Annotated in this window: 10 protein-coding genes; 5 read left to right on the forward strand and 5 right to left on the reverse strand. The window is 73.3% G+C overall.

Annotation, left to right across the window (positions count from 1 at the left end; translation table 11 throughout):
- The first annotated feature begins 308 nt into the window (after window positions 1–308).
- Window positions 309–1,508, forward strand: coding sequence for a CapA family protein (locus ACLJTM_RS18125; protein ID WP_411104644.1), 1,200 nt, complete (start codon window positions 309–311; stop codon window positions 1,506–1,508).
- 36 nt (window positions 1,509–1,544) lie between these two features.
- Here the strand turns inward: ACLJTM_RS18125 and ACLJTM_RS18130 are convergent, their stop codons facing one another.
- The gene (locus tag ACLJTM_RS18130) at window positions 1,545–2,006 is read right to left on the reverse strand and encodes a universal stress protein (protein WP_411104645.1); all 462 of its coding nucleotides are present in this window, start codon (window positions 2,004–2,006) and stop codon (window positions 1,545–1,547) included.
- A 60-nt stretch (window positions 2,007–2,066) separates the two neighbouring features.
- Here ACLJTM_RS18130 and lysX point away from each other — a divergent pair, with 60 nt between their 5' ends.
- Both lysX and ACLJTM_RS18140 read left to right on the forward strand, forming a co-directional pair.
- Entirely contained in the window at window positions 2,067–5,390 is a 3,324-nt protein-coding gene (lysX, locus tag ACLJTM_RS18135; RefSeq protein WP_411104646.1) for a bifunctional lysylphosphatidylglycerol synthetase/lysine--tRNA ligase LysX, read from the forward strand.
- A gap of 110 nt (window positions 5,391–5,500) precedes the next feature.
- Window positions 5,501–6,391: a polysaccharide deacetylase family protein gene (locus ACLJTM_RS18140; protein ID WP_411104647.1), complete on the forward strand. Its 891-nt coding sequence runs from the start codon at window positions 5,501–5,503 to the stop codon at window positions 6,389–6,391.
- Window positions 6,392–6,485: 94 nt separating this feature from the next.
- Here ACLJTM_RS18140 and ACLJTM_RS18145 read toward each other — a convergent pair whose 3' ends face one another.
- Window positions 6,486–7,148 (reverse strand): class F sortase, encoded by a 663-nt coding sequence (locus tag ACLJTM_RS18145; RefSeq protein ID WP_411104648.1) that lies wholly within the window; start codon window positions 7,146–7,148, stop codon window positions 6,486–6,488.
- A 363-nt stretch (window positions 7,149–7,511) separates the two neighbouring features.
- Between ACLJTM_RS18145 and ACLJTM_RS18150 the strand changes: the two genes are divergently transcribed.
- Complete coding sequence (locus tag ACLJTM_RS18150; protein WP_411104649.1) at window positions 7,512–8,030, forward strand: hypothetical protein; 519 nt, start codon at window positions 7,512–7,514, stop codon at window positions 8,028–8,030.
- A 307-nt stretch (window positions 8,031–8,337) separates the two neighbouring features.
- Here the strand turns inward: ACLJTM_RS18150 and ACLJTM_RS18155 are convergent, their stop codons facing one another.
- From ACLJTM_RS18155 to ACLJTM_RS18165, 3 genes are all read right to left on the reverse strand, one after another.
- Window positions 8,338–8,967: a hypothetical protein gene (locus tag ACLJTM_RS18155; protein ID WP_411104650.1), complete on the reverse strand. Its 630-nt coding sequence runs from the start codon at window positions 8,965–8,967 to the stop codon at window positions 8,338–8,340.
- Window positions 8,968–9,150: 183 nt separating this feature from the next.
- Window positions 9,151–9,921 (reverse strand): hypothetical protein, encoded by a 771-nt coding sequence (locus ACLJTM_RS18160; protein ID WP_411104651.1) that lies wholly within the window; start codon window positions 9,919–9,921, stop codon window positions 9,151–9,153.
- Between the two features lie 37 nt (window positions 9,922–9,958).
- Window positions 9,959–10,174 (reverse strand): hypothetical protein, encoded by a 216-nt coding sequence (locus tag ACLJTM_RS18165; protein ID WP_411104652.1) that lies wholly within the window; start codon window positions 10,172–10,174, stop codon window positions 9,959–9,961.
- Between the two features lie 1,052 nt (window positions 10,175–11,226).
- Here ACLJTM_RS18165 and ACLJTM_RS18170 point away from each other — a divergent pair.
- Window positions 11,227–12,057 carry an SAM-dependent methyltransferase gene (locus ACLJTM_RS18170; protein ID WP_411104653.1) on the forward strand — a complete coding sequence of 277 codons (831 nt, stop codon included), beginning with the start codon at window positions 11,227–11,229 and terminating at the stop codon, window positions 12,055–12,057.
- Window positions 12,058–12,121 lie beyond the last annotated feature (64 nt).

The following is a 12,121-nucleotide window of genomic DNA, read 5'->3' on the forward strand; positions in this document are numbered from 1 at the left end:
ATCCACGGGGCGGGTCGATGCGTTCACCCTGACCTGCACGGGGCCCACCGGGAACCGTCCGGCCCGGGCTTTGCGGCCAAGCCCCCGGGTCGTCCGGTGGGCGGCCGCACGAGTCGGTGAACGGTCGAACGGCACGGCGAACGGCAGGGCGGCGCCGCCGTCCGGGTGGAAGCGGGCCGAGCGGACGGAGCCGTTCCTTGACTTGGCGCGTCGCGTTCTATGGATTACGAGGAGGTAGATAGTCGTATTAAAGCCATATCGCCCTCTCGGTAGGGGGCACGGTGACGTCCGAGAAGGAGCCGCGTCAGATGACCCAGTGCACCCGGCAGACCGTCGCCGTCCTCGCGGCCCTCCTGCTGTCCGCCGCCGCCGGCTGCTCCGGCAGCGGACCCTCCGCACCGGCGCGGCTCGCCCGGTCCGGGGCGCCGGCCCCGGCCCCCACCACCGCCGCCGGCGCCCCGGCGGCCAAGGGCTTCACCCTGGTCGCGAGCGGGGACGTGCTGCCCCACACCTCCGTCATCCGGCAGGGCGCCGCCGACGCCGACGGGCAGAGGTACGACTTCGGGCCGATGTTCTCCGGTGTCCGGCCGGTGGTCTCCGCGGCCGACCTGGCCCTGTGCCACATGGAGACCGTCTACGGCGAGGACGGCGGCCCCTACAGCGGCTACCCCGCCTTCGTCTCCCCGCCCGAGATCGCCGACGCCCTGAAGGACACCGGCTACGACGGCTGCTCCACCGCCTCGAACCACACCCTGGACGACGGCGCCGACGGACTGCGCCGCACCCTGGACCGCTTCGACAAGGTCGGCCTGGGGCACGCCGGTTCGGCCCGCACGGCCGCCGAGGCGGCCGCCGTGACCACCTACCGGGCCGGTTCCGCCAAGGTCGCCCACCTCGCCTACACCTACGGCACCAACGGCTACCCGATGCCCGACGGACAGCCGTGGGCGGTCAACCTCATGCAGCAGGACAAGATCGTCGCGGACGCGCGGGCCGCCCGGAAGGCCGGCGCCGACGTGGTCGTGGTGAGCGTGCACTGGGGCACGGAGTGGGAGACGGAACCGGACGACACGCAACTCTCCCTCGGCAGGTCCCTCACCGCCTCGCAGAGCGCGGGCCGGCCCGACATCGACCTGATCCTGGGCACCCACGCGCACGTCCCGCAGGCGTACGAGAAGGTCAACGGCACCTGGATCATCTACGGCATGGGCGACCAGGTGGCCGGCCAGATGTTCAACCCCTCCGGGGACGAGGACCCGCGCGGCGGATACGGCTCCCTCGGCCGCTTCACCTTCGCCCCGCCGGCCGCAGCCGGCCGGCGCTGGCAGGTCACCAAGGCCGAGTTCGTCCCGCAGCTGATGGACCGCGGCGCCGGACGGGTCGTCAACCTCACGGACGGCCTCGCCGCCCGGCCCGACCGCGAGGACTACCGCACCGCCCGGGACGAGATCACCGAAGCCGTCCTCGGCCGCGGCGCCGCCAAGGACGGACTGGCTGCCGCCCGCTAGTGCCGCGACCGCCCAGGGGGCCGGCGCGCGCCGCGGTCAGGGTACGACGGTCACCGGCCACCGGCCCGCCTTGACCAGACGGATCGCCACCGAGCCCACGAACCGGTGGCCCGCCTGCTCGGACGCGCCGACCACCACGGCATCCGCCGTCAGCTCCTCCGCCGCGCCGACCAGGCCCGCGTACGGGTCCCCGCGGAAGGTGTGGAACTGCCAGCGCACCTCGTAGATGCCCTTGAGCCGCTCCGCCGACGCACGGATCTCCTCCACCAACCCCTGCGCGATCTCCCCGGTGGCATCGGAGACCGGAGCACCCATCGCCGCCCCGGCCGCCATCACCGGCTGGACGTACACCAGCGCCAGCAGCGCGTTCTGCCGGCGCGCCAGCCCCGCCGCGTAAGCCGCCGCCCGCAGGGACGACGGGGACCCGTCAACCCCGGCGAGGATCACCTTCGGACCGTCCGTACCGCGCTCGAATCCCGTGTTCACGTGCTCCGTCACCCTTCCGAGGCTAACCGGTTCGGCGCGCGGACCGGCGCCGCCCTCCCTACAGTGCGAACCATGAGTGCCAGCACGCAGGAGACCCGTACGCAGGAGACCCAAGGGACCGGGACCCGGAACCGCTTCCTGCACCGGGTACCCGACGGATTCGGCGCGTTCTTCGCCGTGCTCGGCCTGCTGTGCGCCCTGCTGGCGCTCTCGCCGACGCTGCGCAGGCTGCTGCGCCACGTCGTGCGCTTCCTCGACCTCGTCGTGGTGCCGGTCAGTGCGAACCTCGCCTACGCCGTCTTCCTCTTCCTCCTCGCCGCGGCCCTCGGCACCCGCAAGAAGGTCGCCTGGTGGATCGTCGTCACCTATCTGGCCCTGCTGATCCTCGACGACGTCGCCGACATGGCCGTCGGCGACTACTGGATCGGCGTCCCCTCCATGGTGCTGGCGGTCGCCGCACTCGTCCTCCTGATCGCCGCCCGCCGGGAGTTCTACGCCGCCTCCCGCCCCGGAGCCCTGTGGCGCGCCCTGATGGTCCTCGGCCTCGGACTGCTCGCCGCCGTCCTGGCCGGCTGGGGCCTGGTCGCCCTGTTCCCCGGCACCCTGCCCCGGGGCCAGTGGCTGGACTGGGCCGCCAAGCAGGTCTTCGGCGGCCTCTTCTCCGCCCGGCAGTTCGACGGGCGCCCGCCCCGCCCGCTGTACTTCCTGCTCGGCCTGTTCGGCGCCGCCGCCCTGCTGAACGCCGCCGCGACCCTGTTCCGCTCCCAGCGGCTGACCGCCGCCCTGCACGGCGACGAGGAGCCCCGCATCCGCGCCCTGCTGGGCGCGTACGGACGAGCCGACTCCCTCGGCTACTTCGCCACCCGGCGGGACAAGGCCGTCGTCTTCGCCCCCAACGGCATGGCCGCCGTCACCTACCGGGTCGAGGCCGGCGTCTGCCTCGCCAGCGGCGACCCGGTGGGCGACCCCGCCGCCTGGACCCCCGCCATCGACGCCTGGCTGGCCGTGGCAGGCCGCTACGGCTGGCAGCCCGCCGTCATGGGCGCCTCGGAGGCCGGGGCCACCGCCTACGCCCGCTCCGGCCTCGGCGCCCTCCAGCTCGGCGACGAGGCCATCCTGCAGGTCGCCCGCTTCGACCTCGACGGCCGTGACATGCGCGTCACCCGCCAGGCCGTCAACCGCGTCCAGCGCACCGGGGCCACCACCGTCATCCGCCGCCACCGCGCCCTCTCCGAGGACGAGATGCAGATGATCGTGGACCGGGCCGACCGCTGGCGCGACACCGAGACCGAACGCGGCTTCTCGATGGCCCTGGACCGCCTCGGGGACGCCGCCGACGGCGACTGCCTGCTGGTCGAGGCCCTCGATGCCGAAGGCGAGCTGATCGCCCTGCTCTCCTTCGTCCCCTGGGGCAAGGACGGCATCTCCCTCGACCTGATGCGCCGCGACCGCACCGCGCCCAACGGCGTCATGGAGTTCATGGTCGCCCAGCTCTGCGCCGCCGCCCCGGGCCTCGGCGTACGCCGGATCTCCCTCAACTTCGCCGTCTTCCGCTCCGCCTTCGAGGAGGGCGGCCGGATCGGCGCCGGCCCCGTCCTCAAGCTGTGGCGCAAACTGCTGCTGTTCTTCTCCCGCTGGTGGCAGCTGGAGGCCCTCTACCGCTCGAACGTCAAGTACGGACCCGAGTGGTACCCGCGGTTCCTCTGCTACCAGGACGCCGGCTCGCTCGCCCGGGTCAGCCTCGCCTCCGGCATCGCCGAGGGCTTCGTCTCCGTCCCCAGCCTGCGCACCCTGTGGGGCAACGGCCACCCCAAGGGCCTCACCAACCCCGCGACCACCGAGGGGCTGCCCTCCCTCGCCTCCCTGAACCTGGACGCGGTACGGCAGGAGGGCGACGCCCTCCCGGCCGAGCGGCTCCCCGAGCAGGTCCGGGTGCGCCACGACAAGCTGGAGCGGATCAGAGCCGCGGGCACCGACCCCTACCCCGTCGGGATCCGCCCGCGCACCCACACCGTCGCCGAGCTGAAGGCCCAGCACCCCGGCCACCCGCCCGGCACCCGCACCGGCGCGGAGGCCACCCTGGCCGGACGCGTGATGGTCGTGCGCGACCTCGGCGGGGTGGTCTTCGCCGTCCTGCGCGACTGGTCGGGGGACATCCAGCTGATGTTCACCCGCGACGAGGCGGGGGCCGGCGTCCTCGACACCTTCACCTCCCAGGTCGACTTCGGCGACCACGTCACCGCGACCGGCGAGGCCGGTACCAGCCGCAGCGGCGAGCTGTCCCTCGTCGTCCGGTCCTGGCAGCTCACCGGCAAGTGCCTGCGCCCGCTCCCCGACAAGCGCAAGGGCCTGGCCGACCCGGAGGCACGGGTCCGGCGCCGCTACCTCGACCTCGTCGCCAGCCCCGGGGCCCGGGACGTCGTACGGGCCCGCTCCAGCGCGGTGCAGGCCCTGCGGCAGGGCCTGCTGGACCGCGGCTACCTCGAGGTCGAGACCCCGATGCTGCAGCAGATCCACGGGGGCGCCAACGCCCGCCCCTTCCGCACCCACATCAACGCCTACGACCTCGACCTGTACCTGCGCATCGCACCCGAGCTGTACCTCAAGCGGCTCTGCGTGGGCGGCATGGAGAAGGTCTTCGAGATGGGCCGGACCTTCCGCAACGAGGGCGTCTCCTACAAGCACAACCCCGAGTTCACGATGCTGGAGGCCTACCAGGCCTTCGCCGACTACGACGTGATGCTCGACCTCACCCGCGAACTGATCCAGAGCGCCGCCACCGCCGCCTTCGGCTCGCCCGTCGCCCACAAGGCGGGCCCGGACGGCAAGCTCGTCGTCCACGACATCTCCGGCACCTGGCCGGTCAAGACGATGTACGGGGCGATCAGCGAGGCCCTCGGCGAGGAGGTCGACGCCGACACCGGGGAGCAGGCGCTGCGCCGGCTGTGCGACCGGGCGAAGGTGCCGCACACCCCTGAGAACACCCGGGGCGATGTGGTCCTGGAGATGTACGAGCGGCTGGTGGAGGAGCGGACCCTGCTGCCCACCTTCTACAAGGACTTCCCGACCGACGTCTCCCCCCTCACCCGCCAGCACCGCAAGGACCCCCGGCTCGCCGAACGCTGGGACCTGGTCGCCTTCGGTACCGAGCTGGGCACGGCCTACTCGGAGCTGACCGACCCCGTCGAGCAGCGGCGCCGGCTCACCGCCCAGTCGCTGCTGGCCGCGGGCGGCGACCCGGAGGCGATGGAGCTCGACAACGACTTCCTGGACGCCCTCGAGTACGCCATGCCGCCCACGGGCGGACTGGGCATCGGCGTCGACCGGCTCGTGATGTTCCTGACGGGCCTGACGATCCGCGAGACCCTGCCGTTCCCGCTGGTACGCCGGGGCTGACGCAGGAGCCGGGGTCCGCGGCGAGCGGCTGCCGGTCCGAACGGGTGAGGCGAAGGAGGTCCGTCCGCGCCCCTCGACATCCGCGGCGATGTCGTTGATACGTAGTAAGAATGAAAAATGACGAGCCGACAGTAGGGCGACGCGTGCTCCTGCGCACCGCCGTCTTCCTCGGAGTCGCCGCCGCCTCCGGACTGCTCAGCGGGGGCGAGGGCGGCACGCCCGGGACCGGCGGCGGGTCCTCCGGCCCCGCCCCGGCGGCCGGACCCGGCGCGAACCCCGCCGCGGGAGCCCCCGGCGCCCTGCCGGGCGCCCTGCCGGAACGGTCCTACCGGCTGCAGCCCATGACCGCCGAAGCCCCCGCCCGGCAGGCCGCCGCGAAACCCGCGGTCCGCACCCGGCCCATCCTGGAACTCCCCTCCGACCGGAGCGCGGCCCCCTCCATGGTGCTCACCTTCGACGACGGGCCCGACCCGCGCTACACCCCGGGCATCCTCGACACCCTCGCCCGGTACGGCGTAAGCGCGATGTTCTTCGTCTGCGGGGAGATGGCCGCCGAGAACCGGGACCTGCTGCGCCGGATGGCCGCCGAAGGCCACGTCATCGGCAATCACACCTGGACGCACCCGCACCTCACCCGCCTCAGCCGCCCCGCCCTCGCCTCCGAGATCGCCCGGACCAGCGACGTGGTCGAGGAGACCCTCGGCGAGGCACCGGTGTGGTTCCGGGCCCCGTACGGGGAGTGGAACCGCGCGGCCTTCGAGGTCGGGGCGGAACTGGGCATGGAGCCGCTCGCCTGGACCGTGGACAGCCTCGACTGGACCGAGCCCGGGACCGCCACGATCGTCTCCCGCATCCTGGGCGGCGCCGCCCCCGGCGTGATCGTGCTCTCGCACGACGCCGGCGGCAACCGCACGCAGAGCGTGCAGGCGCTGTCCTCCTACCTGCCGCAACTCTTGTCACGGGGCTACCGCATGACCCTGCCGACGCTGCCGCCCCGCTGACCTGCGCGGCGCTGCGGGGCGGGGGTCGGCGGGCGCGGGTCGGGGCGGGCGCGGGGTCGGGACGCCCCAGCCCCGCGCCCGCGCCCGCGGCCGCTCAGCGGGCCTCCACCATCCGGGCGAAGACGACCACGTTGCCGTCGTAGCCCCGGGCCTTGGAGTAGCCGCCGCCGCAGGTGATGACCCGCAGCTCCGGGTGGCCGGTGTCCCCGTACACCCGGGCTCCGGGGAAGGTCTCCTTGGAGAACACCTCCACGCCGTACACCTCGAACACGGCGGTGCGCCCGTCGTAGCGCTGGACCTCGATCTGGTTGCCGGGCTTGACCGAACCCAGGCCGTAGAAGACCGCGGGGCCCTGCGCGTTGTCCACGTGGCCCACGATGACCGACGAACCGCGCTGGCCCGGCGAGATGCCGTTCAGGTACCAGCCCGCCAGGTTGCGGTCCTGCGGCGGTGGGGCGTCGATCCAGCCCTCCGCGTCCAGCCCGACCGTCATCACCGGCGCGTCCACGCTGATCGAGGGAATCCTGATGCGCTGCACCGACGAGTGGTCCAGCACCTCCAGGTCCGCCGGCGGTTGCGGTGGATTCGCCGGCAGCTGCCCGGCCGACACCGCGACGGCCGAGGCCGCGGTGGGCTGGGGCGGCCCGTCCTCGAAGTCCACGCCGTTGCGGACCATGGCGAGGCCGCTGAGCATGACGAGGGCGAGTACGCCCCACGGTGAGCGTTTGCGCGACTGCCCGGTCTCGTCCTCGCCCATCGTTCTCCCTTCCCGACGCGGGGGTCCCGACCCGCGATCCTGTCCCGCCCCAGTACGCCCTACGTCACGCACGCTAAGGCTGCGTCGGCAGGACGGCGAGGGGGGAGGGGCGAACGGGTGGCACGGGGCTCGGGGGACCGGAAGGGGTGCGCCCATCCAGGTAATCGTCACATAAATGACTGACGGGTCGTGACCTGCGGATCCGTCAGTTCCGCCCCTTCCTCATCGGCGTGTCGCTCAACCGAGCGGACCAAAGCCGGACATGCGCGGCTTGCGGACCGGCCTGAGGGTTCGTCGTGGGAGGCGTTCTCGTCGATCATCCGGGGCCGACGCTCCGGGGCGCTTCCCGCTGGAGGTTCCACCATGCGTGTCTTCCGCGCTCTCAGCGTGACGGCGGCTGCCTGCGCCGTGATCGCCCTCAGTGCTCCTCTCGCGTCCGCCGACCCCCCGGGCGGCGGGGTGGGCGGCAACGGCGGGGGCAACGGTCCCAGCAACATCTCGGTCAACCCCTACGCCGTGCACCAGGGCTCCACCATGCAGGTGAGCGCCTCGGGCTGCGGCCACGGCGGCACCGTCAGCTCGCACGGCCAGTTCCCGCCGGCGAACCTGTCCGCGGGATCGATCGGCTTCGCGACCGTCCGGATCTTCAACCACGCCTCCCCGGGCAACCACACGCTGTCGGTGAAGTGCAACGACAGCAACCTGATCGCCACCCACCGCTTCCGGATCCTCGAGGGCAACGGCGCCCAGGGCGGCCTCGGCGGGTCCATCGGCCCGTCCACCGCCGAGACGGCGATCGGTGCGAGCCTCGTCGGCGCTGCGGCACTCGGCGCGGGCGCGCACGTGGTGCGCCGTCGCCGGCCGCTCGGCAACCAGGCCTGACCCCGCCCTGCCGGTCGGCGCCCGGAAGCCTTGACCGCTGCTCGCCCCGAGTCCTGAACCAGGGCCCGGGGCGACCGGCGGTCCGGGGGCGGAGCGCCGGAGCGCGGGAGTGCCGGAGCGGTTCGGTCGGCCGGCGGCCTGGGTGCTTCCGGGTGGGTGGGCTGCCCGCAGAGGGCGGGTAGGCGACCGCGGCAGTGCCGGGGGAGCAGCCTGTGGCAGTGCCGGGGAGCAGCGGGGCCGGGGAAAGCAGGGGGCCGGGGAGCAAGAAGGCCAGAGGGGCGGACTGCCGGGCGGTGCCCGGCAGGTCTCAGTGGCTGCGCCCGGAGCTCCGCCTGCGCAGGGCGTACGCGATTCCTCCCGCAGCGCCGAGGAAGAGCGCCGAACCGGCGCCGAGCTCCACCGGGTTCAGGCCGGCCACGCTACCGCCCATACCGCCGCGCACACCGCGCGCGGAGGGGGTGGTCAGGGCGCCGGCGGGCCGCGTCGGGACGGCGGGGACGGCGGGGACGGGCGCCGTCGGCACCGCGGGCGCCGCGGTGGCGGTCCGGGTGGAACTGGCGGTGGGCAGGCTGGTGCCGCCGGCGATGGTCAGATCCGCCGAGCCGTTCTCCCCGTTGCAGGTGAAGGTGACGGAGTAGAGGGCGCCGCGCCGGGCGTCCCGGTCCACCGTGACCCGTGCGGTCTTGCCGCGGTCGATGCTCACGGTGTCGAAGACACCGGAGGACGCGGTGGCGAACGCGGCGTCACAGCCGCTGACGGCGAGCACGACCTGGCCGCCCGGGGCGACGGTCGAGGGGGTGAGGGTGAAGCCGAACGAGGTGATGGGCGCTGCCTCGGCCGCCGTTGCGGCGGGTGCGGCGAAAGCGCCGAGTACGAGTACGGCGCCCGTGGCGCCGGCGCTCAGCAGGGCGGTGGCGGAGGTACGTATCGCACCCATGGTTGATTCTCCGGATCCCCGAGGAGCAGCCGCGGAACGGATTTCCGCACGTGGGGGTTCGTGCGCCTCGATGTCCGCCACGCTAGGCGCGACGACCGGGACCCGCGATCAGGAGCGGGCGAATGGGTCACGGCGTTGCGCCGAACCGGGGACGGGGCCCCCGCCCCCGGTTTGCGGACGGCCCTAACCGCCCAGGTCCAGCTTCGGGAACAGGGCGATGAAGGGCTCCGCGGTCGCGGAGATCCCCCGGCCGAACGGGGCGTCGAAGTCCCAGATCAGGAACAGCAGGAACGCGATGAGCGCGCTGAACAGGCCGGCCAGCAGCAACTCCCGGAACGACCGCCTGATCTGCAGGGTGAAGATCAACCCCACCGTCACCAGGGCCCCGGCGATCAGCCCGAACCACACCACTCCCGGCATGGTCGCCCCGGCGCTCAGGCCCCGGGCGTTGCGGGCGTCGTCGGCCACCGCGACCTGGTCGACGAGCGGCTGGTAGGCCTGCCCCTCGTGGTCGGTCTGCGGCGCGTAGTCGGTGACGTCGCGCCGGATGCGCTCCAGCAGCTCCCCGCCCCGGTCGGTCAGTTCGTTGCTCTTCGTCATCTCCTTCCACTCGGTGTCCACGACGTACGTGACGTACGCGTCGACGTCCGAGCGGATCTTCTGGCGCACTTCGGCCGGGTAGACCTCGGCGCGGACGTGGACTTCGTGCAGGGCCTGCGCTTCCTGGCGCACGTACTCCTGGGCGGCCCCGCGGCCCTCCCAGACGCCCGCGATCGCCAGGCCCAGCACGATGGCGTAGATCACGCCGATCATCATCGTCATGTACTCGATGACATCGGGGGTTTCGTTGGGATCGTCGTTCTCGCCGATCCGGCGGTGATGGAAGAAGACGATGGACAGCACCACGGCGCAGGCCGCGGCCATCGCGAGGGACAGGACGAGCCATTCCGACAAGATGACTCCCAGATGGGTGACAGACAGGGCGCCGCGGCTACCGGGGGCGCAGCGCGACGATGGCGAGCACCGCCGGGGCGGCGGTCATGAGGGTGAAGGCCACCGGTGAGATGTGGTGCTCGACCGGCTTGCGGGCGGGGGCGTGGTACGCGGGACGGGCCACCGCTTTCGGCGGGGGCGCCGGGGTGGTCACCACCGGGGCCGGCGCCGGGGGTGGCGGAGCGGGCGCCGGGATCGCGCGGGGCGGAGCCACGGCGGGCTTCGGCGGGACCGGTGCGGGCAGGACGGGCCGGGGGGCCGGCTGCGGCGGCGCCGGCGGGGGCGGTGGTGGCGGAGTGGGCTTCAGGGGCGGCGGGGTGGGCGGCGGAGGCGGCGGAGTGGGGGTGGGCGTCGGCTTCGGCGGCGGAGGGGGCGGCGGGGTGGGCGGCGGAGTCGGCTCCGGCGGACACGGGGGCGGGGGCGGCGGCGGACAGGGGCGACCGCCGTGGTGACCGCCGTGGTGGCCGCCGTGGTGGCCGCCGTGGTGACCACTGGGGGGACCGCCGGGACGGCTGCCGTGATGGCCACTGGGGGAAGCGCCGTGGTGGCCACCTCCCTGGCCACCGGCGTGAGCTCCGCCCTGGCCCTTTCCCGGGGCGTGGCCAGGGCCCTTGCCCCGGTCCTGGCCGCCGTCCTTCCCTTGGCTGCGACCCGGGCCCGGGCTCGGGCTCGGGTCGGGGGTCCTTCCGTGCGCGCGGGCACGGTCCGTTGCGGGGCCCTTGCCCCGGCCCTCTCCTGGTTCGCCGCCGTGATGTCCGCCACCCGGGCCGCCTCCGCGGCCACCGCTGCCGGCGATCGCGACCACGACGGCGGAGGCCGCGCTGTCGTCGGATCCGGTCGTTGCGTAGGCGCGGCTATCAGCCACGGCCGGCGTGGCGGACAACGCCGCCCACAGCAGCACGGGGACGGCCAGCAAGCGCCTGGCACAGGCTCTGTTCACCCCGGGAGCATGGGGCTCCGCGCGCCCGCGCGCGCGGGCCTCGGCCCTGGTTCGCCTGAACGGGTGGCATGCAGACCGTAGAGGTTTGAGCCAATCTCGGTTCGGTCCCGGGCGGAGTCTGATCGGTCCCCTACCAATTCCCGCAAGGGATGTGCCGGTATCGATCAATGCCGCCGCGGGGTGCGCCGCGGGGCTTTGGTGTGTGACGAAGAACGGATCAGCAATTTCCGCTTTTGCTCGCCCTGTTGGGAAATGATCAGTACATTCGGCTCGGACAGGAGTCCGAACCAGGACGGACCACCGCAGCAACAAGGCTTGGAGACCCGATGGAGCGCCCCGCCTGGGCCCCGCCAGGCATCGACATATCGGTGCCGAGCGTGTCCCGCATCTACGATTACTACCTGGGCGGCTCGCACAATTTCGAGGTCGACCGCCAGGCGGCCCGCCGGGCCATGGAATTCATGCCGGGCCTGCCCAAGATCATGCAGGCGAACCGGGCATTCATGCGCCGCGCCGTCCGGTACGCCGTGGCCGAGGGCATCACCCAGTTCCTGGACATCGGCTCCGGCATCCCGACGTTCGGCAACGTCCACGAGATCGCCCACGCCGCCAGCCCCGAGGCCCGCGTGGTCTACGTCGACCACGACCCGGTGGCCGTCGCCCACAGCCAGGCCGTGCTCGGCGGGGACGACCGGACCGGCGTCGTCGCCGCCGACCTCCGCAAGCCCCAGGACATCCTGGGCTCCCCCGAAGTGGGGCAGCTGCTGGACTTCGACCGTCCGGTCGCCCTGCTGCTGGTCGCCGTCCTGCACTTCCTGGAGGACGCGGACGAGCCGTACGCCGCCGTGGCCGAGCTGCGCGACGCCCTGGCCCCCGGCAGCCTGCTGATCCTCACCCATGCCTCCTTCGAGGGCATCCCGCTCACGGAGGAGGTCGTGGGCGGAACCGTGGGTGTGTACCGGGACATCCGCAACCCCCTCGTGATGCGCAGCGGCGAGCAGATCAGCCGCTTCTTCGACGGCTTCGAGTTGCTGGAGCCCGGCCTGGTGGCCATGCCCAACTGGCGGCCCGACGGCCTGGAGGCCGCGGACGACGGTGAGGCCCAGGAGGACCCGTACGCCTTTTCGGGCTTCGGCGGAGTGGGACGCAAGGCGTGAGACTTCCGGCACAGACAGCGGGTGCGCCGCAGGCAACGGCGCAGCCCGTCCCGGCCCCGGCCCC

The organism is Streptomyces sp. cmx-4-9, from assembly GCF_046548835.1.
Taxonomy (GTDB): Bacteria; Actinomycetota; Actinomycetes; order Streptomycetales; family Streptomycetaceae; genus Streptomyces.